Origin of the sequence: Aeromonas bivalvium (assembly GCF_000819765.1) — a bacterium.
Taxonomy (GTDB): domain Bacteria; phylum Pseudomonadota; class Gammaproteobacteria; order Enterobacterales; family Aeromonadaceae; genus Aeromonas; species Aeromonas bivalvium.
Genome location: NZ_CDBT01000003.1, coordinates 1 through 25,886 on the forward strand (window position 1 = coordinate 1; position 25,886 = coordinate 25,886).

At 63.5% G+C, this 25,886-nt stretch carries 23 protein-coding genes; 10 read left to right on the forward strand and 13 right to left on the reverse strand.

The features are described from left to right. From BN1119_RS00145 to BN1119_RS00155, 3 genes are all read right to left on the reverse strand, one after another. Positions 1–709: sodium-dependent transporter (locus BN1119_RS00145; protein WP_041992096.1), on the reverse strand; the 709-nt coding region annotated here is incomplete at its 3' end. Between the two features lie 347 nt (positions 710–1,056). After that, complete coding sequence (locus BN1119_RS00150) at positions 1,057–2,370, reverse strand: sodium-dependent transporter (protein ID WP_041992099.1); 1,314 nt, start codon at positions 2,368–2,370, stop codon at positions 1,057–1,059. Positions 2,371–2,592: 222 nt separating this feature from the next. Then, positions 2,593–3,432, reverse strand: a complete 840-nt coding sequence (locus BN1119_RS00155) for an isopenicillin N synthase family dioxygenase (RefSeq protein ID WP_041992101.1) — start codon at positions 3,430–3,432, stop codon at positions 2,593–2,595. A gap of 212 nt (positions 3,433–3,644) precedes the next feature. Here BN1119_RS00155 and BN1119_RS00160 point away from each other — a divergent pair, with 212 nt between their 5' ends. Then, positions 3,645–4,214, forward strand: a complete 570-nt coding sequence (locus BN1119_RS00160) for a DUF2799 domain-containing protein (protein WP_052448011.1) — start codon at positions 3,645–3,647, stop codon at positions 4,212–4,214. A gap of 52 nt (positions 4,215–4,266) precedes the next feature. Here BN1119_RS00160 and BN1119_RS00165 read toward each other — a convergent pair whose 3' ends face one another. Continuing rightward, positions 4,267–5,082 carry a Cof-type HAD-IIB family hydrolase gene (locus tag BN1119_RS00165; RefSeq protein WP_041992103.1) on the reverse strand — a complete coding sequence of 272 codons (816 nt, stop codon included), beginning with the start codon at positions 5,080–5,082 and terminating at the stop codon, positions 4,267–4,269. Between the two features lie 65 nt (positions 5,083–5,147). Continuing rightward, positions 5,148–6,389 (reverse strand): MFS transporter, encoded by a 1,242-nt coding sequence (locus tag BN1119_RS00170; protein WP_041992107.1) that lies wholly within the window; start codon positions 6,387–6,389, stop codon positions 5,148–5,150. A gap of 442 nt (positions 6,390–6,831) precedes the next feature. On the opposite strand from BN1119_RS00170, the gene BN1119_RS00175 reads away from it, so the two are divergent. After that, positions 6,832–7,467 carry a helix-turn-helix transcriptional regulator gene (locus BN1119_RS00175; RefSeq protein ID WP_041992111.1) on the forward strand — a complete coding sequence of 212 codons (636 nt, stop codon included), beginning with the start codon at positions 6,832–6,834 and terminating at the stop codon, positions 7,465–7,467. A gap of 315 nt (positions 7,468–7,782) precedes the next feature. Next, entirely contained in the window at positions 7,783–8,259 is a 477-nt protein-coding gene (locus BN1119_RS00180; RefSeq protein WP_041992115.1) for an Lrp/AsnC family transcriptional regulator, read from the forward strand. A 73-nt stretch (positions 8,260–8,332) separates the two neighbouring features. On the opposite strand, the gene BN1119_RS00185 is transcribed toward BN1119_RS00180, so the two are convergent. The 3 genes from BN1119_RS00185 to BN1119_RS00195 form a co-directional block, all read right to left on the reverse strand. After that, complete coding sequence (locus BN1119_RS00185; protein ID WP_041992118.1) at positions 8,333–8,647, reverse strand: hypothetical protein; 315 nt, start codon at positions 8,645–8,647, stop codon at positions 8,333–8,335. Positions 8,648–8,795: 148 nt separating this feature from the next. Then, the gene (locus tag BN1119_RS00190) at positions 8,796–9,035 is read right to left on the reverse strand and encodes a hypothetical protein (protein WP_041992121.1); all 240 of its coding nucleotides are present in this window, start codon (positions 9,033–9,035) and stop codon (positions 8,796–8,798) included. A gap of 30 nt (positions 9,036–9,065) precedes the next feature. Further along, on the reverse strand, positions 9,066–9,491 hold the full coding sequence (locus BN1119_RS00195; protein WP_041992124.1) for a MarR family winged helix-turn-helix transcriptional regulator: 426 nt from the start codon (positions 9,489–9,491) through the stop codon (positions 9,066–9,068). A gap of 144 nt (positions 9,492–9,635) precedes the next feature. Here BN1119_RS00195 and BN1119_RS00200 point away from each other — a divergent pair, with 144 nt between their 5' ends. The 4 genes from BN1119_RS00200 (at position 9,636) to chrA (ending at position 12,894) form a co-directional block, all read left to right on the forward strand. Continuing rightward, positions 9,636–10,064: an organic hydroperoxide resistance protein gene (locus BN1119_RS00200; protein ID WP_041992127.1), complete on the forward strand. Its 429-nt coding sequence runs from the start codon at positions 9,636–9,638 to the stop codon at positions 10,062–10,064. Then, complete coding sequence (locus BN1119_RS00205; RefSeq protein ID WP_041992131.1) at positions 10,061–11,062, forward strand: NADP-dependent oxidoreductase; 1,002 nt, start codon at positions 10,061–10,063, stop codon at positions 11,060–11,062. Before BN1119_RS00200 ends, BN1119_RS00205 begins: the two co-directional genes overlap by 4 nt. A gap of 191 nt (positions 11,063–11,253) precedes the next feature. Further along, the gene (locus BN1119_RS00210; RefSeq protein ID WP_041992133.1) at positions 11,254–11,697 is read left to right on the forward strand and encodes a nucleotide triphosphate diphosphatase NUDT15; all 444 of its coding nucleotides are present in this window, start codon (positions 11,254–11,256) and stop codon (positions 11,695–11,697) included. A gap of 63 nt (positions 11,698–11,760) precedes the next feature. Continuing rightward, positions 11,761–12,894 carry a chromate efflux transporter gene (gene chrA / locus BN1119_RS00215; protein ID WP_041992136.1) on the forward strand — a complete coding sequence of 378 codons (1,134 nt, stop codon included), beginning with the start codon at positions 11,761–11,763 and terminating at the stop codon, positions 12,892–12,894. A gap of 71 nt (positions 12,895–12,965) precedes the next feature. Here chrA and msrB read toward each other — a convergent pair whose 3' ends face one another. The 4 genes from msrB to malQ form a co-directional block, all read right to left on the reverse strand. Further along, positions 12,966–13,358, reverse strand: a complete 393-nt coding sequence (msrB, locus tag BN1119_RS00220; protein WP_041992139.1) for a peptide-methionine (R)-S-oxide reductase MsrB — start codon at positions 13,356–13,358, stop codon at positions 12,966–12,968. A gap of 281 nt (positions 13,359–13,639) precedes the next feature. Beyond that, positions 13,640–15,721, reverse strand: coding sequence for a glycogen debranching protein GlgX (glgX, locus tag BN1119_RS00225; protein ID WP_041992142.1), 2,082 nt, complete (start codon positions 15,719–15,721; stop codon positions 13,640–13,642). Beyond that, positions 15,721–17,898, reverse strand: coding sequence for a 1,4-alpha-glucan branching protein GlgB (glgB, locus tag BN1119_RS00230; RefSeq protein WP_041992145.1), 2,178 nt, complete (start codon positions 17,896–17,898; stop codon positions 15,721–15,723). The genes glgX and glgB overlap by 1 nt, the downstream gene beginning before the upstream one ends. A gap of 76 nt (positions 17,899–17,974) precedes the next feature. Further along, complete coding sequence (gene malQ, locus BN1119_RS00235) at positions 17,975–20,164, reverse strand: 4-alpha-glucanotransferase (protein WP_041992147.1); 2,190 nt, start codon at positions 20,162–20,164, stop codon at positions 17,975–17,977. A gap of 323 nt (positions 20,165–20,487) precedes the next feature. On the opposite strand from malQ, the gene gap reads away from it, so the two are divergent. Next, on the forward strand, positions 20,488–21,483 hold the full coding sequence (gap, locus tag BN1119_RS00240; protein ID WP_041992149.1) for a type I glyceraldehyde-3-phosphate dehydrogenase: 996 nt from the start codon (positions 20,488–20,490) through the stop codon (positions 21,481–21,483). Positions 21,484–21,565: 82 nt separating this feature from the next. Next, on the forward strand, positions 21,566–22,432 hold the full coding sequence (locus BN1119_RS00245) for a D-hexose-6-phosphate mutarotase (RefSeq protein ID WP_041992152.1): 867 nt from the start codon (positions 21,566–21,568) through the stop codon (positions 22,430–22,432). A gap of 70 nt (positions 22,433–22,502) precedes the next feature. On the opposite strand, the gene nadA is transcribed toward BN1119_RS00245, so the two are convergent. Next, entirely contained in the window at positions 22,503–23,576 is a 1,074-nt protein-coding gene (nadA, locus tag BN1119_RS00250) for a quinolinate synthase NadA (RefSeq protein WP_041992155.1), read from the reverse strand. Positions 23,577–23,717: 141 nt separating this feature from the next. Here nadA and BN1119_RS00255 point away from each other — a divergent pair, with 141 nt between their 5' ends. Continuing rightward, positions 23,718–25,823, forward strand: coding sequence for a methyl-accepting chemotaxis protein (locus tag BN1119_RS00255; protein ID WP_041992159.1), 2,106 nt, complete (start codon positions 23,718–23,720; stop codon positions 25,821–25,823). The last annotated feature ends 63 nt before the right edge of the window (positions 25,824–25,886 follow it).

Here is a 25,886-nt window from a genome sequence, read left to right on the forward strand (position 1 = left end):
AGGCGCCATAGGTGGTGTGAACCCCAAGGCCGATGGAGAGGGAGAAGAAGGCCAGCCCCAGGGCATCGAGCACGCTCTGGCCGCTCAGCTGACTGAAGTCCGGCAGCAGCAGCTGGCGTACACCCGCCATGGCGCCCGGCAGGGAGAGCCCCACCCCCACCAGCAGCAGCATCATGACGAACAGGGCAGGCATCATCCAGCGCAGCGCCCGTTCCACCCCCTTCTGGATCCCCCCCTGCACGAACCACCAGGTCAGGCCCGCGAACAGCAGATGGGTCAGGGCAGGCCACCAGGGATTGCTCACATAGCCGGTGAAGAGGGCGGTCAGGGCATCCCCCTCACTCAAGTTGAGGCGTCCCATGGCGGCGAAGCCCACGTAGCCCAGGGTCCAGCCACCCACCACGCTGTAGAAGCTGTAGATGCAAAAGCCGCACAGAATGCCCATGTAGCCCATCCAGCGCCAGTTAGGCCCCACCAGCTTCTTGAATGCACCGAGCACCCCGCGCTGGCTCTGGCTGCCGAGCAGGGTCTCCCCCACCAGCACGGCCACCCCCAGGGTGAAGCTGAACAGCAGAAACAGCAGCAGGAAGGCGCCGCCGCCATTGGTGGCGGTCACATACGGAAACTTCCAGATGGCACCGAGGCCGATCGCCGTGCCGGCGGCGGCCAGCACATGACCGAGACGTGAAGACCACTGCACCTGGCTCATACCAACTCCCTTGAGGACAACATGATTGACTCCATGATGGACACACAAAAAGGGCCGCCTCGCGGCGACCCTGCAACAAGATCCGGCTCGTCAGTCCGCCCCAAAGCGCCTCATATGGCAATAACTGGAGCGACTGCATCGAGCGGGGCCCCATGCCATGGCATAGGGCCCGGAAAACGAGTGGGCGACAGCCTAAACCATGGCAAGGCAAGTTGACAGTTCCTGTCGAACATTCTCGGCAAAATCGGTTGAAAAATCCTGATTTCTCACTCAAGGCAGGGTTTGATCGAGTCGGTGCCGTCACACATCGCCGTTTCGTCGGCCGACCCCCAGGTCCACCCCCAGCCTCATCCCAAGCCGCGGATCAGGATGCCGCCGATGAGCAGGGGCGCCAGCCAGCGCCACCCCCCCAGCAGCAGCGCCTGCCAGGGCTGACCCAGCCCTTTGGGCAGGATGGCGCGGCCCAGCCGCCACCCCAGCAACAGGGTGAGGCCGAGACCGAACAGCGGCATCATCAGGTTGGAGGTGACAAAATCGAGCAGCTCGAAAATATTCTTGCCAAACAGGGTCACCCCGGACCAGGGGCCGAACGAGAGGCTGACCGGTATGCCCCCCGCCATCACCAGGGCGATGATCAGGGTGCAGCTGCTGCGTCGCCGCCAGCCCCAGCTCTCGCTGACGAAGCATTGCAGGTGTTCGAGCAGGGAGATGGCCGACGAGAGCGCCGCCACCACCAGCAGGGCGAAGAAGAGGCTGGCCAGCCCCTGGCCGAAGGGAAGCTGCTGGAACACCGCCGGCATGGTCATGAAGGTGAGCCCGGGCCCGGCGGTGGGATCTATGCCGGTCGCCGCCAGCACGGGGAAGATCATCAGTCCCGCCAGCACGGCGATCAGGCTGGCCAGCAGCACCACCCAGAGGCTGGAACGCCCCACCCCTTCGCTGTCGGACAGGTAGGCGCCATAGGTGGTGTGGATGCCAAGACCGATGGAGAGGGAGAAGAAGGCCAGCCCCATGGCGTCGAGCACCCCTTCCATGCCGAGCTTGTCAAAATCCGGCAGCAGGAAGTGACGCACCCCTGCCATGGCGCCGGGCAGGGTCAATCCTACGGCGGCGAGCAGCAACATCATCACCAGCAGGCTCGGCATCATCCAGCGCAGGGTACGTTCCACCCCCTTCTGCACCCCGCCCTGCACGCAGCACCAGGCGAGGGCCGCGAACGCCAGGTGAGAGAGTAAAGGCCAGAAGGGATCCGCCACATAGTCGTTGAAGCGGGCGGTGAGGGCGGCACCATCACCGCTGTTGAGGCTGCCGGACAGGGCCATGGCGGTGTAACCCAGGGTCCAGCCTCCCACCACGCTGTAGAAACAGAAGATGAGCAGGCTGCAGAGCAGGCCCATGGCGCCGAGCCAGCGCCAGCGCGGACCCGCCAGACTGGCCATGGCCCCCACCACCCCGCGGCGGCTCAGGCTGCCGAGCAGGGTCTCCCCCATCAGCACCGCCACCCCCAGGGTAAAACTGAACAGCAGGAACACCAGCAGGAAGGCGCCCCCGCCGTTGGCGGCCGTCACATAGGGAAACTTCCAGATGGCGCCGAGGCCGACTGCCGATCCCGCGGCGGCGAGAATATAGCCAAGCCGGGATGACCATTGGGACTGCTGCATATGAACTCCGGGGTCAGGGCCAGGGCCTGGGATGCCGCTGGCGAAAAGCGGCGGCCAGAGTAAGGGAGGGGCTGCGCAATCACAATGGTGAAATCTGGCGTGAGCGCGGAAAAATTAGCAGGAATCACCAAAATATCGCCACATTCATGACAATGATGCCAACAATGAAAAACCGGAGCAAAGATGCTCCGGTTTTGATGCAGGATGGGCAGGCTGACCGGCTCAGATCACGCCGAGCTCCCGCAGCCGCTCCATCAGGTAGCTGTGGGCGGTGTGACGCTCCGAGAGCACCACGTCCGGGCGCGGATGGAGGAACAGCGGCAAGGAGATGCGGGATTTGCTGACGCTGCCGCCGGTCGGGTTGATGACTCTGTGGGTGGTGGAGGGGTAATAACCGGCGGACGCCTCCTGCAGCATGTCGCCGATGTTGATGATGAGGGTGCCAAAGTCGCAGGGCACATCCATCCACTCCCCGTCGGATCCCTTCACCTGCAGGCCCGGTTCGTTGGCGGCGGGCAGTATGGTCAGCAGGTTGATGTCCTCATGGGCGGCGGCGCGGATGGCGCCCGGCTCCTCGGTGCCATCGAACGGCGGGTAGTGCAGCACCCGCAACAGGGTCTTCTGGCTCTCTTCGATCATGGAGGAGAGCGGGCAGCTGTAGTTGGCGGCGATATCGCTCGGGGTGTATTGCTCGACCCAGCCCAGCAGCTCGGCGGCCAGGTTGTTGGCCAGCTGGTAGTACTCCATGGCCTGGGCCCTGAGCTCGTCCGGCATCTGACCCCAGGGGTAGAGGTGGAAATACTCCTTGATGTCCTTCTGGCTGTGGCCCTTGGCCACCTCGGACACCGAGGGCGGGAAGTAGCCGTCCTGGGTCTCCCGGTTGAACAGGAAATCCTGCTTGCGTTCGCTCATGAAGAAGCGATACCAGTTGTCGTAGATCCCCTGTACCAGCTCCTTGGGAATGGGGTGATGGGTCAGCACACCGAAGCCGGTGGTGCGCAGGGATTCGGTGAAGCGTTGGGCGGCATCGGGGGCCCGGTAGTCGACGGTCAGGACTTTCATGTGCGTTGTTGCATGGCTGTTAAAAAGTGGCCGCAAGTTTACTCTCATGCTGCCTGCAAGAGAAGCCTTGCCCGCCATCTCGTCTCCTTCCCCCCGCTGCCTGACCGAGCCGGGGCAAAAGCAGCGGCTCCCCCTTGTTCCCGAGCCGCCCCACTCCTAGAATGCGCATCCCACGACACACCGCCGTCTGCGACACCGCAAGGAGTGCAACCATGATGACAACCACGGGATCACGAGCCGCTCTGCTCATCCTCTGCCTGCTGCTGGGGGCCTGCAGCAGCCTTTCCCGGGAGGAGTGCGCCACCATGAGCTGGTACAACCTGGGCTTTGCCGATGGCGAACAGGGCAAGGCGCCGGATGCGGGCAAGGGGTACGCCGAGCGCTGCGGCGAACACGGGATCGCGGCGGATCTGGGAGAGTGGCAGCGAGGCTACCAGAAGGGACTTGAGCTCTACTGCATCCCGGAGCTCGCCTATCGCAAGGGACGCGACGGGGAGGAGTATCAGGGGGTCTGCCCCCATGACGAGACCTTCCTGCGCCAGTTCGAGCGCGGCCAGCGGGAGTATCAACTCGCCGCCCGCCTCGACGAGCTGGCCCAGGCCATCGGCCAGAACGAGCGGGAAATACGCCGGCTCGAGCAGCTGATCCGCACCGAGGGCGACAGCGCCAGGCGCGACGGCTATCGCTATCAGAGGGAGCGGGCCCTGCGCCGCGACGCGGCCCTGCGCCAGGAGTACAACCGCCTGCGCCATCCCCCCAGGGTGATCGAGTTCAAGCTGTAACAAGACGAAAAAAGAGGCCCATGGAAAACCATGGGCCTCTTTCATCAAGGGGCTAGAGCACCCAGCGCGCCAGTCCCAGCGCGATGCCATCCTCGTTGTGATCCGCCGTGACCTTGTGGGCCATCCCCTGGATCTGCTGGGCCGCATTGCCCATGGCCACCGCCAGCCCAACCCGTTCGAACATGCTGATGTCGTTGTTGTTGTCGCCAAACGCCACCACCTGCTCCAGGGGGATCCCCTCCCCCGCCGCCCACTGGGCGAGTCGGTTGCCCTTGCTGCAACCGGGTTGCACCAGCTCGACCGCATAGGGCGCCGCCCAGTCCTGGGTAAACGGCAGCGATTCCACCACCCGGCTGACGAAGTCGTGCAGCCGGGCCGGCTCCTGACCAAACAGCTCCAGCTTCCACACCTGGGGCTGGGCCAGCAGGTCGGCGCCGCTCTGGGGCAGCAACTGCACCCTGTGCTGCTGCGCCGCATTGGCCAACCAGTCGCGGATCCGGGTGACATAGGGCTCGCAACCGATGTGGCCTATGCCGTGGGAGAGGTGGGCCAAGGCCTCGACCTCCTCCTCGGCCATGGCGGCCAACAGGCGGCTCAGGGGCTCGCTGGCCAGGGGATCGCCACAGAGGATCCGATCCCCTGCCGGGTCATAGAGATAGGCGCCGTTGCTGCAGATGATGGGGGTATCCAGCCCCAGCTCATGGTGGAAGGGACGCGCCGTCATGAAGTGGCGACCCGTCACCAGCAACACCTTGATGCCGCGGGATCTGGCCTCGGCCAGCGCCGCCCTGGTCGCACTGGAGATCCTGTGATCCCGGGTCAACAAGGTGCCATCCATGTCGAGTGCGATCGCCTTGTACTGCGTCATATCCCCTCCCATCTGCTGAGCCACAAAGGGGATAAATTCCCAGACTCCCGACCCCGATGCAAGTCTCATCCCGCCTGGGTCGCCCATTCTGTGATCTGCCTGCGCCTGTCGGCCCGGCGGCGCAGGGCATAGAATCCCAGGGCGCAGAGCAGGCCGGCTCCCGCCGCCAGATAGAAGGGCCACTGATTGCCCGCCAGCAATGCCAGACTGCCCAGCACCACGGCGAGGATCTCGCTGCCTACCGCAATGCCGCGGTAGAGCCCCATGGCCTGCCCTTGCTGGCTGGCATGGCTGCGATTGGAGACGGCCACCGAGGTGGCCAGCTCCCCCAGGCTCATGCCGATGCCGGCCGGGATGAAGGTGAGCGCCAGCCCCCACCACTGGCTCGGCAGGATGAACATCAGCATGCCCGCCGCCATCACCAGATGGCCGACGATGCCAAGGGAGCTGCCGCGCCAGTGGCGTGCCAGCTGCTCACCGATCCAGGACCCCAGCATCATGGGCACGCTCACCAGCACGGCGGCCTGGGCCAGCTGCACCGGATCCCAGGCCAGCTCGTCCACCAGCCAGACATTGAAATAGCTGAAATAGAGCTGCACGGCGCCATAGCTGAGCAGGGTCAGCGCAAAGTAGGGCAGGAGGCGAGGTTGCAGCAGCAGCTGGCGAGTCGAGAGGGGCGTCTCATCCTGGGTCGCCGGAACCGGGGGACGGTTTGGCAGCAGCCAGAGCACCAGCAGCAGGTTGACCACCGTCATCCCGACCGCCAGCCAGGCCGCCAGGCTGTAATCCCCCGACACCACGGCCGCATAGCCCCCTATCATGGGGCCCACCACCCAGCCCAGGTTCATGCCGATGTTGATGCGGGCGAAGTTGCGCGCCTTGGTCCGGGCCGTGCTCATGTCCGCGGCCATCGCCTGCACGATGGCGATGTCGCCGTTGAAGAAGCCCTCCACCACTCGGCTCAGCAGCAACAGCGGCAGGGAGCGCCAGGCAATGCCGAGCGCCATCAACACATACCCCGCCAGCACCCCCACCAGGCAGAGGGTCAGCACCGGCTTGCGCCCATGACGATCCGACAGCCTGCCAAGCAAGGGGGCCCCCAGCAGTTGAAACAGCGGATAGAGTCCCATGATGACCCCGAGCCACACCTTGCGGCTCCAGTCCGAGGCGTCGGGGGTCAGCATGCCCTGGCCGGGATCCAGCATCAGGGGTGCCAGCACCGGGGAAGGCAGGCTGAAGCCCGCCACCGCCAGGGTCACCGTCATCACCAATACCCACAGACTCGCCTTGTCTTTGCGGCTCTCCATTGCACTCACCATTATGTAAAGTTAAAAGTTTATTTATACTGATGAACGCCAGATGTTTTGTAAAGTGAATTGTTGATTTAAATCATCCGCCTGCCCATAATTCCCATCAAGCACAGCAATCGGGGATGCCATGAACGCCAGTACCGACCAGATACGTCACCCGCTCGAGATGCAGTGGATCCCCCAGGGCGCCGCCGCTGTCGGCCAGCGTCGCTCGATAACCAGGATCGCCCCATGAACACCAGCACCAACAAGATACTTAACCTGCTCGAGATGCCGTGGATCCCCCAGGGCGCCGCCGCTGTCGGCCAGCGCCGCTCGATAACCAGGATCGCCCCATGAACGCCAGCACCAACAAGATACTTCACCCGCTCGAGATGCCGTGGATCCCCCAGGACGCCGCCGCTGTCGGCCAGCGCCGCTCGATAACCAGGATCGCCCCATGAACGCCAGCACCGACAAGATACTTCACCTGCTCAAGACCCAAGGACCCCAGAGCGCCGCCGCCCTGGGGGAGCAGCTGCAAATGACATCCATGGGGGCCCGTCAGCACCTGCACGCCATGGAGGCCGACGGCTGGGTGAGCTTTCGGGATGAAGCCCGGGGCCGGGGTCGACCGAGTCGGCTCTGGCAACTGACCGAGCAGGCCTGGCAACGCTTCCCCGATGGTCATGGCGAACTGACCCTGCGCCTGATTGAATCCGTGCAGCAGCTGTTTGGGGAGAGTGGACTGGACAAGGTGATTACGGAGCGGGAACAGCAGCAGCTGGTGCGCTACCGGGCAGAGCTGGCCGGTTTGCCCCTGGCGCAGCGAGTGGAGGTACTGGCGGCCTTGCGCACCCGGGAAGGCTATATGGCCGAGACGCGCCAGGAAGAGGATGGCAGCTGGCTGCTGTGGGAGAGTCACTGTCCCATCTGCGTGGCGGCACGGGGCTGTCAGGGGTTTTGTCGCAGCGAGCTGGCCATCTTCGCCGAGCTGCTGGCCCCGGCCCGGGTCGAGCGGGAGGAGTACCTGCTCAGCGGCGATCACCGTTGCCTCTACCGCATCCGTCCGCCCCATCCAGAAGCCGCAGCCTGAGCCGGGATCCGGCATGCAAAAAGCAACAAAGCAGGCGCCGGGAGGCCTGCTTTGTTGCTTTTTACGGACCGGTAAGCCCGTATCTGTCGGTCATGGCCCGATAAGGCGTGACGTCTCGTGGTGCTAGGAGTCCGGTTGAACTCGTCGCCTCAGGGGCTGGGTACTGCCGCTGCCTGACCACCGTTTGATGAGTTCATAGTACCGAAGCCGCCCGGGAGAGTGGTTGCGAAGATCCTGTTCTTTTCGGTTGTTTTTGCAATGACTCACCCTTAACCTATGAAAATACAATCAAACATTGCGACAAGGTGGCAAAGCATGCTGAAACTGGATCGTATCGACCGCCATATTCTGGAGTTGATGCAGGAGAATGGCCGCATCAGCAACCTGGAACTGGCCGAGCTGGTGGGCCTCTCCCCCTCCCCCTGCTCGCGCCGGGTCAAGGCGCTGGAGGATGCGGGGCTCATCGACACCCATGTCACCCTGCTCAACGCCCGTCAACTCGGGCTCACCCTCACCGCCTACATCCACATCTCCATGGACAGGCACACCCCGGAGCGGTTCGAGAACTTCGACACCGCCATCTCCGCCCTGCCAGAAGTACTCGAGTGCGACCTGATCACCGGCAATGATGCCGACTATCAGCTCAAAGTGGTGGTGCGGGACATGGAGCACTACCAGCACTTCCTGCTGGACAAGCTGACCCATATTCCCGGGGTGACCGGAGTGAGATCCAGCTTCGTGCTGCGTCGCATCAAGCACAAGACGGCGCTGCCCCTCAATCACCTCGGCTGAGGGCCGGGGCTTGATGAAAACGACAAGAGGAGGCCATGGCCTCCTCTTTTGCATGCATCGCCTGTGCTGGCGGTCAGGTCGCAACCGTGCTGACGTCCTCGACCTGCAACAGCCAGCCTTCCGCCTCCTGACGCGGGGCACCGCTCAGCAGCAGCCGCTCATCGGGGGCGGCCACCCGCCCCTGGGGCAACTCCACCAGCAGGCTGTCGGAGCCGGTATCGAATACCCAGCGCCCCTCGCCAAGGGATTCAATCAAGTAGCCTTCCATCTCGACCTGGGCTTGGGCATGCCAGAGCGGCTCCACCGGATCCCGGCTCTCGATGAAATCTGCCTGTACGCCGAAACTGGCTAGCCCCCATAAGATGGAGAGCCCGACCCAATGTTGCATATTTGGTACTCCTCTTGCGGGACTGTGAGGCCAGTATGGGAAGAGAAAACTGAGTGCACCATGAACAGTCGGGCAAACTGCTGGCGGGATCGCGAAAAAAAACCGACCAGGGCGGTCGGTTGCGTCATTTTGTGATGAGGATCTCCCCTCATTTGGAGGCTTCCTCTGCCGTGGCAGCCTCCCCTGGCTTATTCATCCACATGGCCACCCCATGATGATCGTCACAGATCCCCTGCTCGCGCACCGCCTTGACCCGGGTGCCATCCTTGCAGATGGCGCGCCAGGCGTCGGCATCATCGATCTCCAGCGGGCGGGTATGCTGGCCCGAACCACCACAGGCCACCAGCAAGAGCCCCAGCAGGGGGGCCAGTCGGCTTGTCTTTTTCATCCATGATCTCCTCACGTTGCCAGATGGGTATCAGCGACCCAGCTGGTGCGAGATGCGATCGCACAGTCCCTTGAGCTGGGTCAGCTCAGCATCGTTCAAGTCCACCTGATTGCGCAAGTTGTCGGCCAGGCAGCAGGCTCGCACCTCGGCCTGCAAGGCACGTCCCGCGTCGGTCAGCACCACGCATTTTTGCCGCTCGTCTTCCGTCGACACCGTGCGGGTGAGCCAGCCCTTGCTCTCCAGCCGCTTGACGATGGGGGTCAGGGTGCCCGCATCCAGCCCGGTATCCTGGCCAATCTGCTTGAGGCTGACCCCGTCTTCGGCCCAGAGGGAGAGCATCACCAGATACTGGGTGTAGGTGAGATCCAGCCGATCCAGCAGGGGGCGGTATGCACGCATCACCGCATTGGCGGCGCTGTAGAGGGCAAAACAGACCTGTTTCTTCAATTCGCTCATGGCACTACCTCGCTGACTGGGGGGCCAGTATACCCAAGATTAATCACCACCCAAATAATTTGCACACAAAATAGTTGTCAAGAGCGTGCCGCGGTATTAGCCTGAATTTACTTTGCACACAAACAATAGTGAGACGCCATCATCATGAAGAGCCTCTATCGCACCCAGGCACTGGCCCAGGCCGGTCGCAACGGGGAAGTCCACACCCAGGACGGCACCCTGCAACTGGCCCTCGCCCTGCCCACCGCCCTCGGCGGCAACGGCCAGGGCAACAACCCGGAGCAGTTGCTGGCAGCCGGTTATGCCGCCTGCTTCTCCAACGCCCTGCTGCATGTGGCCAAGGCCCTGGGCACACCCCTGGCCAGCGCCCCCGTCGCCACCACGGTCGATCTGCTGGCCCGCGCCGATGGCACCTTCACCTTCGCCATCCTGCTGGAGGTGACCTTGAGCGGGGAACTCGCCGAGCAAATCGTGCGCAAGGCCCACCAGACCTGCCCCTTCGCCAATGCCATGCGGGGCAATGTCGCCACCCGCCTGCTGCTCAACGGCCAACTGCTGGAGGAAACCAAATGAGCCATATCAGCCGCCAGATCCACCTGCTGCGCTACCCCAGCGGCCTGCCCAGCCCGAGCGATTTCACCCTGGCCGAAGTGGCGCTGCCCCCTCTGAGCGACGGGGAAGTTGAGGTCAGCAACCAGTGGCTGTCGGTGGATCCCTACATGCGGGGTCGCATGTCCCTGGCCAAGAGCTATGTGCCGCCCTTCGCCCTCAACAGCGCCCTCGACGGCGGCGCCGTCGGTACCGTGGTCGCCTCCCGTCATCCGGACTTTGCCATCGGCGACAAGGTCAGCAGCATGCAGGGCTGGCGCGATCGCTTCATCGCTCCTGGCGCCGCCCTCACCCGGCTGCCTGCCAGTTCGCTGCCGCCCCAGCGCTTCCTCGGCGCCCTCGGCATGCCGGGCATGACCGCCTGGGTCGGCCTGCACAAGATAGCTCGCCTGCAGGCCGGCGAAACCGTGCTGGTCTCCGCCGCCTCGGGGGCCGTGGGCTCCATGGTGGTGCAGCTGGCCAAGCTGGCAGGCGCCCGCGTCATCGGTTCCACCGGCTCGGCCGACAAGGTCGCGGCCCTCGAAGCCCTGGGCATAGATGGGGTGATCAACTACAAGACGACCCAGGATCTGGCCGGTGAGCTGGCGCGTCTGGCCCCCGAGGGGATCCATGTCTATTTCGAGAACGTGGGGGGCGCCATGCTGGAGGCCGCGCTGGATCACATGGTGGTCAACGGTCGCATCGTCATGTGCGGCCTCATCGACCAGTACAATGGCGCGGGTCAGGGGGGACCGGGCAACCTTTCCCAGATCATCCGCAAACGCCTCACCATGCAGGGCTTGATCGTCTTCGATCACTGGCAGCACTATGGCGACTTCCTGGCCGAGGTGACGCCCGCCTTCGAACAGGGTCAGCTGCAGGCCAGCGAGACCGTCTATGAGGGGCTGGCGCAGGCGCCTGCCGCCTTCATCGGCCTGTTCGAGGGACGCAATACCGGCAAGATGCTGATCAAGCTGGATTGATAGCCCCTCGCTGGCGGCTTGCGAAACGGGTCCACAGGCTCTAATGTGGTCCCGTTTTTTTATGGTGTTCAGCCAGCGTGGCATTCCAGCATCGACACCTTGCCCCCGCGTCGGAGGTCGATACCCGCATCATTCTGGTCAGAAAACACCCTCTTAGATGGCCTCATATAAATCCAAATCGAGGATTTCAAATGTCTACTCCTTACCCCCGCGTCGGGATCGGCGTCATCCTGGTCAATCCCCGGGGACAGGTACTGATCGGCAAGCGCAAGGGGAGCCACTCCCCCTACTGGTCCATCGCTGGCGGCCACCTCGAACTTGGCGAAAGTTTCGAGTCGGCGGCGGTGCGCGAGGTGGAGGAAGAGACCGGCTTCATCATCCAGTATCCCAGGGTCGTTGCGGTGAGCAACAACCTGGAGACTTGGCGCGAGAGCGGCCTGCATTATGTCTCCGTCGCCCTGCTGGCCGAGGTAAGCGGTGAGCCCGAACTGCGCGAGCCGGACAAGTGCGAGGAGTGGCGCTGGTGCGATCCAAGGGCGCTGCCCGAACCCCACTTCGATGCCAGCCGTCAGGCCATTGCCTGCTGGCTCGCGGGGACCAGCTATCAGCCCGTACGGCCGCAAGCGTCGTCATAAAAGTGACACCGGACTGTCATATTCTGAGAGTTCCCTTGCCATCTCTATCGTGAGCACAGCGCCATGATCCCGGTTTTCCTCCAGTTCCTCTGGCTGGGCTGCACCAGCTTCGGTGGCCCCGCCGCCCATATCGGCTACTTCCAGCGCACCTTCGTCACGCGTCTGGGCTGGCTCAACCAGGGCGAATTTGCCCAGTTGCTGGCCCTGTGCCAGCTGCTGCCCGGCCCTGCCTCCAGCCAGCTCGGCTTCGCCATCGGCCGCCACCGGGCCGGGCTCGGCGGGGCACTGGCCGCCTTCGTCGGCTTCACCCTGCCCTCCTTCCTGCTGCTGCTGCTCGCCGCCCTCGGTCTCGAGCGACTGACGGCCAACCTCTGGCTGGATGCGGCCCTGCACGGTCTCAAGCTGCTGGCCCTGGTGGTGGTGGCCGATGCGGTGCTGACCATGGCCCGCCAGTTCTGCCGGGACAGCCTCTCCCTGGGCATCATGGTGGCGACGGCTGCCGCCCTCTGGTGGCAACCCGGGCTGTTCACCCAGCTGCTGATGCTGCTGGCCGGGGCCCTGATCTGCGCCCGCCAGGCCATGGCAAGCACGGCCCCCGTACCGCCGTGGCAAGGGCCCCACTGGCCGACCCTGATCCTGTTTGCCCTGCTGTTTCTCGGCCTGCCCCTGCTGGCGTCCTCCGAGCCCGGCCGCCTGCTTGCTGACTTCTATCGCGCGGGCAGCCTGGTGTTTGGCGGCGGCCACGTGGTGCTGCCCCTGCTGGAAGAGAGCGCGGGCCAGACCCTGGGGGCCAGCCAGTTCCTGACCGGCTACAGTCTGGCCCAGCTGGTGCCCGGCCCCATGTTTACCCTGGCCAGCTACCTGGGCGCCCTGCTGCTGCCGCAGCAGGCGCTGCTGGGGAGCCTGCTCGCCACCCTTGCCCTGTTCCTGCCCGGCTTTCTGCTGCTGTGGGCCCTCGGCCCCTGCTGGCAATCCCTGCTGGCCAGGCCCAGGCTGGCGGGCGCCGTGGCCGGCATCAATGCCGCCGTGGTCGGCTTGCTGCTGGCCGCCCTCTACCAGCCCATCTGGCAAAGCGCCGTGCTCACCCCCCGGGATCTGGCCCTGGCCGCCATCGGCTTCTATTTGTTGCGCATCATCAAGCTGCCTGTGCTGGTCCTGGCCGCCCTGCTCATGGGAAGCAGCCTGCTGCTGGCCTGAGGGCCAACCAAGAGCCCATAAAAAAATGGCACCTTCGCAGGGGAAGGCGCCATTTTTCATGCCAGGGGATCTCAGGGGTCGGGGGTGGGCTCGAACTCCAGACTCAGGCTGTTGACGCAGTAGCGCTGCCCCGTCTCGGTCGGCCCGTCCGGGAAGACATGGCCCAGATGGGCACCGCACCCGCTGCAGGTGATCTCCACCCGCTTCATGCCGTGACTGCTGTCCTCTGTGTAGGTCACAGTCCCCTCGATGGCCCGATCGAAGGAGGGCCAGCCGCAGCCAGCATCGAACTTGGCCTCCGAGTGGAACAGCACGCTCTTGCAGCAGGTGCAGAGGTAATCACCGCTCTTGCGATTGTGCAGCAGGGCGCCGCTATAGGGTCGCTCGGTCCCCTTCTCCCAGCAGACATGGTACTGCTCCGGGGTCAGGCGCTGACGCCAGGCCTCGGGGTTTATTGCACTCATCCAGCCTCCGTGGCACTTGGTCGGTCACACTGTCGGTGACGGGAGCCACAGCATAACCAGCCAGCCTCACCGACTCCACCCCACACAATGTCCGGTTATGCCAGTTTGTGATCCCGCCAGCAGCACGACCTGTCAAAGCGCATGATGACCGCCGCCTGCCGCGCGACATCGGCCCCTGGGATATAGAGAGCATGATGACCGCCACCTGCCGCGCGACATCGACCTCTGGGATGTAGAGAGCATGATGACCGCCACCTACCGCGCGACATCGGCCCCTGGGGTCAGGGGGCATGATGACCGCTGGACTCCACCACCTGGGAGACCCGCTCCAGCAGCTTGAGGGAGTGGGCCCTCCCCACCGCCACCTGGCGCTTGATGTCATCCGGCAGGAAGGGCAGACCGTCGTTGGTGGCCGTGTCTATGGTCTGGATCCACTCCATGCCATTCCCCGGCGGCGGCAGACGAAACTGGATGTCGTAACCGCTGGCATTGAACAGCACCAGCCAGCGTTCCCCCTCCTCGTCCAACGCGCCTATGTCCATGGCAAACGCCTGCCCCATGGGGGCCTGCCAATCCTGCTCGGTGAGACTGTGGCCATCCGGGTGATACCAGTCGACCCTGTGGCAATGCGCCTGGGGCCCGCTCCAGTCGTCGTCACACAGGCGCAGATTGGAGAAGACCTCCGACTCGGCCCGCAGGGCCATCATCTGCTGGGTGAAGGCGAGCAGGCGCTCATCCTCCGGTCGCCACTGCCAGTTGACCCAGCTGATCTGGTTGTCCTGGCAGTAGGCGTTGTTGTTGCCAAGCTGGCTGCGCCCCATCTCGTCTCCGCCGAGAAAGTGCGGCGTCCCCTGGGAGATCAGCAGGGTGGCGATCAGGTTGCGCTTTTGCTGCTGGCGCAGATTGTTGATGCGCGGATCCAGGGTGGGCCCCTCCACCCCGTGGTTGCTGGAGAGGTTGTGGCCATGGCCATCCCGGTTGTCCTCGCCGTTGGCCTGGTTGTGGCGCTGGTTGTAGGAGACCAGATCCTCCAGGGTGAAGCCGTCGTGATAGCAGAGGTAGTTGACGCTGGTGCGGGGGGAGCGCCAGTTCTTGGGGAAGAGATCCCGGGATCCCATCAACCGGGTGGCGAGATCCGCCATCTTGCCGCCATCCCCGCGCCAGAAGGCACGCACCGTGTCCCGGTAACGATCGTTGATCTCCTGCCACTGGCTGGGAAACTGGCCGAGCCGATAGCCGAACGGGCCTATGTCCCAGGGTTCGGCGATCAGCTTGACCCCGGCGAGGACGGGATCGGCCATCACCGCCTTGAAGAAGGCCCCCATGGGCTCAAACTCCCCCACCTCCCGGGCCAGGGTCACCGCCAGATCGAAGCGAAAACCATCCACCTGCATCTCGGTCACCCAGTAGCGCAAGGCATCGAGTACCAGGCGCAGGCTGTTGGGGTGATCCAGGTTGACGCTGTTGCCACAGCCGGTGACGTTGGCGTGGCGATGGTAGTCCGGACCATGGGCTCCCGCCTCGAAGGCGTAGTAGCCCGCATTGTCGAAGCCCTTGAACGACAGCATGGGGCCGTCGAAGCCGGACTCCGCGGTGTGGTTGTAGACCACGTCCAGGATCACCTCGATCCCGGCCCGGTGCAGCTCGCGCACCATAGTCTTGAATTCGGTCACCGCATCCGCCACGGCATAGCGCGGCTCGGGGGCGAAGAAGGCGACCGGGTTGTAGCCCCAGTAGTTGGTGAGTCCCAGTTGCTCCAGCCTGGGTTCGGCCATGAAGGCCGCCACCGGCATCAGCTGCAGCGAGCTGATCCCCAGCGCCTTGAGGTGGGCCAGGATATGGGGATGGCACATGCCCAGATAGGTGCCGCGTTCGGCCTCGGGAATGGCCGGATGCAGCCTGGTGAATCCCTTGACGTGGGCCTCGTAGAGGACAGTCTGCTGGCTCGGGATCCCGGGCTTGCTGACCCCCTGCCAGTCGAAATCATCCTGAACCACCACCGACTTGGCCTGCATGGGGGCGCTGTCCCCCTCGTACAGGTCCGGATCCCAGCGCAGCGGGCGGGAGAGGGCGCGGGCGTAAGGGTCGATCAGCAACTTGTCGCCATCAAACAGCAGGCCATCCTGTGGTTCCCCGTAGACGCGATAGCCGTAACGCTGACCCGCCCTGATGCCCTTCACATGGCCGAAGCTGTACTGACCCCGCCGCCCGGGCAGCGTCAGACGCGCCGTCTCTCGCTCCTGCTCGTCATAGAGACAGAGCTCGACCCGCCGTGCCCGCGGCGCCCAGACGCAGAACTCGCACCCCAGATCATCGAGCCAGGCCCCGAGGCGCTGGCCGCTTCCCTTCTCTATGTCACGCATCAGGACTCCTGTTTGATGAACAAGGTCGCGAGGGGGGGCAAGTCCAGCACCAGGCTGTGCGTCATGCCCTGCCAGGGGGTCGGCTCGGCGACGAACACCACGCCCACATCATAGTTGCTGCCCCAGTAATGCTCGCTGTCGGTGTTGAGCAAGACCCGGTAGTGGCCGGCCGCCGGCACCCCCAACCGGTAACGCTGACGCGGCACCGGGGTGAAGTTGCTGGCCACCAGCACGGGGGCGCCCCCCGCCAGATCGGCCCGCAGCCAGGCCAGTATGCTGTTGTCGGCATCGCTGTGATCCAGCCAGCGGAAGCCCTGGCGCTCGTGATCCGCCTCGAACAGGGCGGGTTCGCTGCGATAGAGGCGGTTGAGGTCGCGGATGAGGGCCTGCTGCCCCGCGTGTTTCGGGAATTGCAGCAGCTGCCAGGGCAGCTGGGCATCATGGTTCCACTCGCTGCTCTGGGCGATTTCCGTGCCCATGAAGTTGAGCTTCTTGCCGGGGTGGCCGTACATGTAACCCATGTAGGCCCGCAGGTTGGCGGCCTGCTGCCACTCGTCCCCCGGCATCTTGTAGAGCAGGGAGTGCTTGCCGTGCACTACCTCGTCGTGGGAGAGCGGCAGGATGAAGTTCTCGTCATAGTGATACACCATGGCGAAGGTCATCTCGTTATGGTGGTAACGGCGATGGATCGGCTCTTTTTGCATGTAGCTCAGGGTGTCGTGCATCCAGCCCATATTCCACTTGAAGCCAAATCCCAGTCCCCCCAGGAAGGTGGGTTTGGAGACACCGGCAAAGGCGGTGGACTCCTCGGCGATGGTCACCGCATTGGGATACTGATCGTAGACCGCCTCGTTGAACCACTTGAGCAGGCTGATCGCCTCGTAGTTGTGGTTGCCGCCATCCACGTTCGGCACCCATTCGCCGGCGTTGCGTGAATAGTCCAGATAGAGCATGGAGGCGACCGCATCCACCCGCAGACCGTCGATGTGGAACTTGTCGAGCCAGTAGAGGGCGCTCGCCACCAGGAACTGGCGCACCGTATCGCGGCCGAAATCATAGATGTAGGAGTTCCAGTCCGGGTGCCAGCCCCGGCGCGGATCCTCGTATTCATACAGCGGCGTGCCGTCGAAGCGGGCCAGGCCATGGGCGTCGGACGGGAAGTGGGCCGGGACCCAGTCCAGGATGACGGCAATGCCCGCCTGGTGGCATCTGTCCACAAAGTATTTGAAGTCGTCGGCGCTGCCAAAGCGGCTGGTAGGGGAGAACATGCCCACCGGCTGATAGCCCCAGGAGCCGCTGAAGGGGTGCTCGGAGACGGGCAGCAGCTCGATGTGGGTGTAGCCCATGTCGGTGACGTAATCGACCAGCTCGCTGGCCAGCTCGCGCCAGTTCAGGCTGTCGCCGTTCGGGTGCCGCTTCCAGGAGCCCACGTGCAGCTCATAGATGGACATGGCTTGCTGGCGTTTGTCCCCTCCCTGACGTGCCTGCCAGTCGCCATCCTGCCACTGGTACTGCTCGTGGTCGTACACCACGGAGGCGAACGACGGATACTGCTCGCAATAGAAACCGACCGGATCGCTCTTGTGAGGCAGCCGGTTGCCCATGGGATCCTTGAGCTCGAACTTGTAGCGATCCCCGGCCTTGAGCCCAGGCACGAACAGCACCCAGTGACCGCACAGGCTGCGCTGCATGGGGTGGCGACGGCCATCCCAGAAGTTGAAGTCGCCGATGAGGCTCACCGCCGTGGCGCTCGGGGCATACACGGCGAAGCGGACCCCTTCCACCTGCTGGCCCAGGAGATCCACGGTGCGCAGTTGTGCGCCCAAGGTGTGATAGAGATGCTCCGGTTGTGCGGTCAGCTCCGCCAGGCCGGTCCAGGCGGCATCCTGACACTGATAGGGATCGACAAGCTCGGAGGTGGCGTCGGCGTAACGGACGAGCAACTGATAGGGGAAGGGATTCTTGCGGCGGGTGAAAACAGTTTCAAAAAGACCCGATGGGTCACTGGGGCTGAGGGTGGCAACTATCTTGCCCGACTTGAGATCCTTGACCCGGACCTCGAGCGCATCGGGCAGCCAGGCTCTCAGCCGCAGGCCAGGGCCATCGGGATTGACGCTGAGGCCCAGGTGAGAGAAGGGATCGGCGCAACGGGCCGCCGCCAAACGTTCAACAAGCATAAGCACATCCTTTCAGAGCAGAGCATCCGCCCGGGCCTGGGCCCGAGCGGATGTAAGCGAGTCATGGTAATGGGACTCAACGACTGGCCTCATCGCGGGCCTGGCTCATCTTGCCCGCCAGCGCCTTGAGCGCCTCGTCGGCAAAGATATCTTCCAGATCCCTTGAAAGCTTGCGACGCCAGTTGGGGTACTCGTAACTGGTCCCGGGTACATTGACCGGTTTGTCCATCTCCAGCCAGTCCTCCAGCTGGGTGCTGAACAGGGCGCAGCTGCCGCGGGACATATGCAGTTGCAGGCCATGGTTGAGCTCGGTGTTCATGCCGACCCAGTTCACGTCGTGACTGATGTTGCCGGAGATGACGCCATGGGCATGCAGGCTGTCGAGGATCCGCTGCTTGGCCTGGTGGCGATCAGCATACAGGGTCTTGAGGACGTCTTCATCTGGATACAAGCCCAGCTCGCGTCCCAGCGCCAGATCGTCGCAATGCCAGAAGCCCTTGAGGGTCGGCATGTCGTGGGTGGTCAGGGCCGACATTGCCTGCTCGGTGTAGTGAGCGGGAGAGATGAAACCGCCATCGGCCTTGGAGCGCTCGAAGAAGAACACCTTGTAGGAGTGCACCCCGTTCTCCTTGAGGGTCACGTCTATGCCTTCCGGCACGGTGCCGAGATCTTCCCCGATCAGCAGGCACTGATTGCGGTGGGACTCGAGGGCCAGGATCCCCAGCAGGTCGTTGACCGGGTAATAGATGTAGGCGCCCTTGGCGGCGGACGCTCCGGGCGGCACCCACCACAGGCGCAGCAAGGCCATCACGTGGTCGATGCGCAGGGCGCCGCAGGCGCGCATGTTGGCGCGGAACAGATCCACCATGGGCTGATAGGCCGCCTCGAACAGCTGGTTCGGGTTCATGGGGGGCAGGCCCCAGTTCTGGCCGAGGGGGCCGAGAATGTCGGGGGGGGCACCGACCGAGGCTTTCGGGCAGTAGAGATCCCGGTTGGCCCAGATCTCGGTGGAGCCTTCGGAGACGCCGACCGCCAGATCCCGGTAGATCCCCATCACCATGCCGGCCGCCTTGGCGCGAGCATCGGCCCGGGCCAGCTGCTCGTCGGCCAGGAACTGCAGATAGAGATAAAAATTCACATCCTGCTGGTGCTCCACCATCCAGGCCGCCACGGCTGGGTTGTGGTAGTCACGGAAGGCTTCCGGCCAGACCGGCCAGCCCCAGGCGTTCTCACCCTTGCCGTAGAAGTGGGCCTGCAGGGCATCGAAGGTCGCCTGCTGTTGCAGGCTGTCACCGCCGGCCGCCACGAAAGCATCGAAGGCGGCCTGACGCTCGGCACCAAAGCTCGCCTGGTCGAACACCTGGCGCAACATGCCGATCTTGGTCTGGATGACGCCGGTGTAATCCACGTTCTCCTTGGCGCGCAGCTCAGCCAGGTGCTGCTGGAAGGCGGGCGTCGCCACCTCGGCCTTGAGCCGCTCGTTGGCCAGAAACTCGGGCACCGCCTCCACGTCGATATAGGCCAGGTTGAGCCAGCGACGGGACGAGGGGCTGTAGGGGCTGGCGCTCTCGGGATTGGCCGGATAGAGGGCATGGATGGGGTTGAGACCCACGAAATGGGCACCCCAGGCTGCGGCTTTCTCTACCAGCTGGCCGAGATCGCTGAAGTCCCCCATGCCCCAGTTGGTGCGGCTGCGCAGGCAGTAAAGCTGGACGCTCGGGCCCCACACCTTGCGGCCGTTGGCAATCGGCGCCTGCTTGTAGCACGCCTTGGGGGCGACGATGAGGCGCATGGTGGCGAGCGGCTCCTCATTGCCCTCCTCCAGCAGAGTCAGCTGGTGATAGCCAAGCTCCGGCTGCACATCCAGCGCGACGCGATAGGCCTGGCACTCCATCTCCTCGAACTCGGCTACCCCGACCAGCTCCCCGTCGATGGGGGTGATCTTGCCGGACAAGACGGGTCCCTGCTCCTGGGCAAGCTGCCAGGTGAGGGCGTCGTTGACGAAATCGATGGGGAGACGGACTTCCAGGGTGACGGGCTCGCCGCTGCGTACCACCATCACGGGATCCAGTGCCCGCAGCCAGTGCTGGCGGTGCTCCTGCTCCAGCTGCTCGGTCAGGGCGCTCTCATCATCGACGCGATAACCCATGGCGCCCAGCATGGCGGCCTTGCTCTCTTCGGATACCAGGGCCGGCTGGCCCCAGGCATCGACATACTCGCTGGCAATGCCTTTGGCGGCAGCCAGCTGTTCAATCAGGGTGGTCATAGTTTGAGAATTCCCGCTGTGGATTCTGTCTATACTATTTTGTTTGTTTTTTATGGGTCGAGCTCGTGCGCTGGCGCTGTCGGCCACGCCAAACCGCCGCTATTTTTACACATTCAGTCCTGAGGTTGTGTGACAAGGCAGGCAGTATTGGGTTATCTCTTTTCGACAAAAACTGGTAGTGAGTTACATAAACAGAAAATAAATTTCACAGTTTTTCATGATATAGCGCAATTTCAGACAGATTGTTGGTTGACTCACGGGGGAGTTCTAGTAAATTTACAAACGGAATTTTCTTTGACTACTGAACAGTTAGGTAACCAATTATGACTATCAAAGTAGGTATTAACGGTTTTGGCCGCATCGGCCGTTTCGTCTTCCGTCTGGCCGCCGAGCGCGCTGACATCGAAGTGGTCGGTATCAACGATCTGATCGACGTTGACTACATGGCTTACATGCTGAAGTACGACTCCACTCACGGCCGCTTCAAGGGCACCGTTGAAGTCAAAGACGGCAACCTGGTTGTCAACGGCAAGACCGTTCGCGTTACCGCCGAGCGTGACCCGGCCAACCTGAAATGGGGCGAGATCGGTGTTGACGTTGTTGCCGAAGCCACCGGCCTGTTCCTGACCGACGAGACCGCTCGCAAGCACATCGCCGCCGGCGCCAAGAAAGTCGTGCTGACTGGTCCGTCCAAAGATGCCACCCCCATGTTCGTCATGGGTGTCAACCAGGACTCCTACGCTGGCCAGGACATCGTTTCCAACGCTTCCTGCACCACCAACTGCCTGGCCCCCATCGCCAAGGTGCTGAACGATACCTTCGGTATCGAGTCCGGCCTGATGACCACAGTTCACGCTACCACTGCTACCCAGAAGACCGTTGATGGTCCGTCCGCCAAAGACTGGCGCGGTGGCCGCGGTGCGGCTCAGAACATCATCCCGTCCTCTACCGGTGCGGCCAAGGCTGTTGGCGTGGTTATCCCGGAACTGAACGGCAAGCTGACCGGCATGGCCTTCCGCGTACCGACTCCGGACGTGTCCGTTGTTGACCTGACCGTCAACCTGAAGAAAGAAGCCTCCTACGCTGAAATCTGTGAAGCGATGAAAGCCGCTTCCGAAGGCGCCATGAAGGGCGTGCTGGGCTACACCGAAGACGAAGTGGTTTCCACCGACTTCCTGGGTGAGCGTCAGACTTCCGTATTCGACGCCAAGGCTGGTATCCAGCTGAACAAGACCTTCGTGAAAGTCGTCTCCTGGTACGACAACGAAATGGGCTACTCCAGCAAGGTTCTGGACCTGATCGCTCACATCTCCAAGTAATGGGATGCGCGTTCGCGTAGCTTGAAAAAAGGCGGCCATTGGCCGCCTTTTTGTTTTCTTTCTCTCGATGACAGGAGTCCCCATGCAATCCACTCGCCCCCTGACCGCCCACTGCCAGCTCGCCAACAACGCAGCCGGTCTGCCCATCCTCACCATCCACAACGACCAGGCCAAGGCGCAGATCAGCCTGTTCGGCGGCCATGTGCTGAGCTACCAGCGCCATGGCGAACCAGACTCCCTCTGGCTCAGCGACAAGGCGGTACTGGATGGCAACAAGCCCATCCGCGGCGGCATTCCCCTGTGCTGGCCCTGGTTTGGTCCGGCCCCGGCCCGGGTCGGCGACGACAAGCCCGCCCACGGCTTCGCCCGAACCAGCCTCTGGACCCTGGATGGGGTGAGTGACCACCAGGACGGCACCCTGGTGCATCTCTCCCTGGTGGAGGATGAAGCGACCCTGGCACTCTGGCCCCATGCCTTCGCCCTGGAGCTGGATGTGCTGGTGGGCAAGGAGCTCTCCCTGGTACTGACTACCCGCAACACAGGCAAGACGCCTCTCACCTACAATGCGGCCCTGCACACCTATCTGCAGATAAGCGCCCCGGAAGCGGTGAGCGTGACCGGGCTGGGCGCCCCCTATCTGGACAAGCTGACCGGCCGCAACGAACTGCAGCAGGGAGCACTGACCGTCACCGCGGCCATGGATCGCATCTATCGCCAGCCCGAGGCCATAGTCGCGGTCCAGGATGGGGAGCGCGCCACCCGGGTGGTGAGCGGCAACAACGACAGCGTGGTGGTCTGGACTCCCTGGGCACAGGGTGCCGCAGCCATGGCCGACATGAGCGACGATGGCTACCGCACCATGCTCTGCGTCGAGGCGGCCATCACAACCGACGCCGGCATCACTGTGGCACCGGACGAGGAACACAGCTTCTCTACCGTGATCCTCTGACGATATGCCAGACGGATAAATAAAGAGGGCTCCCGCGGGAGCCCTCTTTGCATCTGTTCGTCCACCCCAATCAGGCGTTGCCCTGCACCTTGAGCTTGAGCTCGGCGGCGAAATCCAGCATGCGATCCAGCGGGATCAGGGCCTTGATGCGCAGCGCTTCATCCACCAGGATCTCGTGCTGTTCTGCGCCTTCGGTCAGGGCGTCCTTGATGGCCGCCAGGCCGTTCATCGCCATCCAGGGGCAGTGGGCGCAGCTGCGACAGGTGGCGCCATCGCCCCCGGTTGGTGCCTCGACCATCTCCTTGTCCGGGCAGGCCTGCTGCATCTTGTAGAAGATGCCGCGATCGGTCGCCACGATGAGTTTGCGCTGGGGCAGCTCGCGGGCCGCCTTGATGAGCTGGCTGGTGGAGCCAACCGCATCGGCCAATTCGATGACGGAGGCCGGCGATTCCGGGTGCACCAGCACGGCCGCATCCGGATTCTGCTCTTTCAGCTCGCGCAGGGCGCGGGCCTTGAACTCGTCATGGACGATGCAGTGCCCCTGCCAGCGCAGCATCTCGGCCCCTGTCTTCTTCTCGATGTAGGCCCCCAGGTGGCGGTCCGGACCCCAGATGATCTTGTGGCCCTGGCTGTCCAGATGCTCGACTATCTCCAGCGCGATGCTGGAGGTGACTACCCAGTCGGCCCGCGCCTTCACTGCCGCCGAGGTATTGGCGTAGACCACGACGATGTGATCGGGATGGGCATCGCAGAAGGCGGAGAACTGGTCGATGGGACAGCCCAGATCGAGGGAACACTCCGCCTTCAGGGTCGGCATCAGCACTCGCTTGTGAGGGCTCAGGATCTTGGAGGTCTCCCCCATGAAGCGCACCCCGGCCACGATCAGGGTCTGGGCGGCGTGATCGCGCCCGAAGCGAGCCATCTCGAGGGAGTCGCCGACGAAGCCGCCGGTGGCCTCCGCCAGAGCCTGGATCTCGGGATCCGTGTAGTAATGGGCGATCAGCACGGCCTGCCGTTCGACCAAGAGTGCCTTGATCTCCTCGATGAAACGGCTCTTCTCGGCCTGACTCAAGGGGACGGGTTTGGCCGGGAAGGGGTAATCCATCTCAACCACGGGAGGAATACTGCTCAGTGCATTGCTCATTGCGACTGTTCCATCAACGCTTGGAAAGGCCAAAATTATAACCAGAAGCCGCGCACAAACCCATCAACAAATCCAGTACAGTACAAGGGTCAGACCCTATCCGGATAATTCGTTGTCATTCTTGCCAAAAGGAGTTGCCGAATGAAACAACGCTCGCTCAAGACCAAGTTGCTGCTGCTCACCCTGGGACTCTTTCTCGCCAGTGGCATCGCCATGACCCTGATGCAGTCTGCCTCCCTGAACAGCCTGCGCGATGAGATAGTGACCCAGACTCGCGGCGCCCTTGAGCAGGAGGTATCGCGCACCCTGCAGTTCCAGGCTGAGCGGTACGCCTTGCAGATCGCAGACCAGTTGCAACGGTCCTACCAGATACCGCTCGGCATGGCGGCGCAGCTTGAAGGGAGCCTGGCACGGCCGGACACCAGACTGAGCCGCCCCCAAGTGGAACTGCTGCTCGGCAGTCGCCTGCGTCAGGCGGACGGGATCAGTTCCATCTATGCCCAGTTCGAACCCGATGGCTATGACGGGCAGGATGCCGACTGGCAGACCGGCGCCAGCCACTCGGTGGCGGGCAAGGGCAGTCTGGAGATCTATTTCACCCGGGAACAGAACGGAGACATTGCGCAGCAGACCATAGATGCGGCAACCAGCGAAGCCAAGTTCGACACCTCGCGCAATGAGTTCGGCATCCGCAACAGCGAGTGGTATCTCTGCGGTCGCGAGACGCGTCATCCCTGCCTGATGGAGCCCTACCTCTACGAGATAAGTCCGGGCAAGCAGATGCTGATGACCAGCCTGACGGTACCCATCCTCAAGGAGGGCAGGTTTGTCGGGATCACCGGGGTGGACATGAATCTGCCCCTCTTCCAGCAACTGGCAGAACGCCTTGGCCAGAGCCTCTATGACAATCAGGCCGAGGTGACCCTGGTCAGCAAGATGGGCTTTATCGTCGGCAGCAATCGTCACGCGGACAAGCTGGGGCGCCCCCTGACGGAGGCCGGGCTGGTGGCGCCGGACGGACAGGCGCACCATAGCGACAGCGACTTCATCTTGCAGCAACCCATCAAGATCGACGCCGCCGACAGCCAGTGGTGGTTGATGATCAAGGTGCCCAAGGCGCTGGCCATGAGCCAGGCCAACACCATCGGCGACCAGCTCGCCGGCCTGCTGCAAGCCACCCAGCAACGGCAGCTGGTGGCCATGGTCGTCATTACCCTGCTGGCGCTGGGTCTGCTGGTCTGGTTCATCCAGACCATCACGGCTCCCCTCTCTCTCATCAGCCGCCATGTCTCCCACCTCGCCAGCAGTGAGGGGGACTTGACCCAGCAGATGCGCATCGACACCCACCAGGAACTCATCGAGCTGGGCGGTCAGCTCAACGCCTTCCTCGGCAAGCTGAGGACCATGGTGCAGGGCAGCAAGCAGATAGGACAGCAGGTTCATCAGCAGGCCAGAGGCATGAAGCAGACGGCCGACGCCATGCGCAGCAGCCTGGACGAGCAGAGCCTGGAGCTGGAGAGCGTGGTCAGCGCCATGCACGAGATGAGCACGACGGCGGTCAGCGTGGCGGGCTATGCCGAGCAGGCGGCCCAGGAGTCCCAGGCGGCAACCCAGCATGTCAGTACGGCGCAGCAGACCCTGAGCCGGGCCCGCAACGAACTCCACACCCTGGTCGAGGACATGCACCAGGCGGACAAGGCGGTCGCCCAGGTGGCGCAGCGCAGCACCAATATCAGCCGCATTCTCGACGTGATCCGGGCCATCGCCGAGCAGACCAACCTGCTGGCTCTCAACGCGGCCATCGAAGCGGCGCGGGCCGGCGAGATGGGCAGGGGCTTTGCCGTGGTGGCAGATGAAGTGAGGGCCCTTGCCAACAAGACCCGTTCGTCCACCGACGAGATTGGTCAGCTCATCGGCAGCCTGCAAGCCGAGGTGAGCAGCAGCCAGCAACTGATGAGCACAGGCATCGACCGCTCGGTCAGCACGGTCGAAGGCACCGAGCAGGCGTTCGAGGCGCTCAACCAGGTGGTGGCCCAGATCCAGCAGATCCATGATCACATCAGCCAGGTGGCGACCGCCGCGGAACAGCAGAGCGCCGTCAGCGACGATATCAACCAGAACCTGATGCGCATCGGGGATACCGCCACTACCCTGGGGCAGGAGGCGAGTGCCAGTCACCTGCTGAGCGAGCAGCTGGAGCAGGCAGCCACCACCCTGGCGAGCCAGCTCGAGCGGCTGCGCACCTGACGACAGAGACAAAAAAGCCCGCATCGCTGCGGGCTTTTTCAATCTGGTGGTCGTTACTGGGCT

Excerpts from the sequence above, each read along its gene's own strand:
- BN1119_RS00150 (WP_041992099.1), bottom strand. The coding sequence starts at position 2,370 with ATGCAGCAGTCCCAATGGTCATCCCGGCTTGGCTATATTCTCGCCGCC.
- BN1119_RS00155 (WP_041992101.1), bottom strand. The coding sequence starts at position 3,432 with ATGAAAGTCCTGACCGTCGACTACCGGGCCCCCGATGCCGCCCAACGC.
- BN1119_RS00160 (WP_052448011.1), top strand. The coding sequence starts at position 3,645 with ATGATGACAACCACGGGATCACGAGCCGCTCTGCTCATCCTCTGCCTG.
- BN1119_RS00165 (WP_041992103.1), bottom strand. The coding sequence starts at position 5,082 with ATGACGCAGTACAAGGCGATCGCACTCGACATGGATGGCACCTTGTTG.
- BN1119_RS00170 (WP_041992107.1), bottom strand. The coding sequence starts at position 6,389 with ATGGAGAGCCGCAAAGACAAGGCGAGTCTGTGGGTATTGGTGATGACG.
- BN1119_RS00175 (WP_041992111.1), top strand. The coding sequence starts at position 6,832 with ATGAACGCCAGCACCGACAAGATACTTCACCTGCTCAAGACCCAAGGA.
- BN1119_RS00180 (WP_041992115.1), top strand. The coding sequence starts at position 7,783 with ATGCTGAAACTGGATCGTATCGACCGCCATATTCTGGAGTTGATGCAG.
- BN1119_RS00185 (WP_041992118.1), bottom strand. The coding sequence starts at position 8,647 with ATGCAACATTGGGTCGGGCTCTCCATCTTATGGGGGCTAGCCAGTTTC.
- BN1119_RS00190 (WP_041992121.1), bottom strand. The coding sequence starts at position 9,035 with ATGAAAAAGACAAGCCGACTGGCCCCCCTGCTGGGGCTCTTGCTGGTG.
- BN1119_RS00195 (WP_041992124.1), bottom strand. The coding sequence starts at position 9,491 with ATGAGCGAATTGAAGAAACAGGTCTGTTTTGCCCTCTACAGCGCCGCC.
- BN1119_RS00200 (WP_041992127.1), top strand. The coding sequence starts at position 9,636 with ATGAAGAGCCTCTATCGCACCCAGGCACTGGCCCAGGCCGGTCGCAAC.
- BN1119_RS00205 (WP_041992131.1), top strand. The coding sequence starts at position 10,061 with ATGAGCCATATCAGCCGCCAGATCCACCTGCTGCGCTACCCCAGCGGC.
- BN1119_RS00210 (WP_041992133.1), top strand. The coding sequence starts at position 11,254 with ATGTCTACTCCTTACCCCCGCGTCGGGATCGGCGTCATCCTGGTCAAT.
- chrA (WP_041992136.1), top strand. The coding sequence starts at position 11,761 with ATGATCCCGGTTTTCCTCCAGTTCCTCTGGCTGGGCTGCACCAGCTTC.
- msrB (WP_041992139.1), bottom strand. The coding sequence starts at position 13,358 with ATGAGTGCAATAAACCCCGAGGCCTGGCGTCAGCGCCTGACCCCGGAG.
- glgX (WP_041992142.1), bottom strand. The coding sequence starts at position 15,721 with ATGCGTGACATAGAGAAGGGAAGCGGCCAGCGCCTCGGGGCCTGGCTC.
- glgB (WP_041992145.1), bottom strand. The coding sequence starts at position 17,898 with ATGCTTGTTGAACGTTTGGCGGCGGCCCGTTGCGCCGATCCCTTCTCT.
- malQ (WP_041992147.1), bottom strand. The coding sequence starts at position 20,164 with ATGACCACCCTGATTGAACAGCTGGCTGCCGCCAAAGGCATTGCCAGC.
- gap (WP_041992149.1), top strand. The coding sequence starts at position 20,488 with ATGACTATCAAAGTAGGTATTAACGGTTTTGGCCGCATCGGCCGTTTC.
- BN1119_RS00245 (WP_041992152.1), top strand. The coding sequence starts at position 21,566 with ATGCAATCCACTCGCCCCCTGACCGCCCACTGCCAGCTCGCCAACAAC.
- nadA (WP_041992155.1), bottom strand. The coding sequence starts at position 23,576 with ATGAGCAATGCACTGAGCAGTATTCCTCCCGTGGTTGAGATGGATTAC.
- BN1119_RS00255 (WP_041992159.1), top strand. The coding sequence starts at position 23,718 with ATGAAACAACGCTCGCTCAAGACCAAGTTGCTGCTGCTCACCCTGGGA.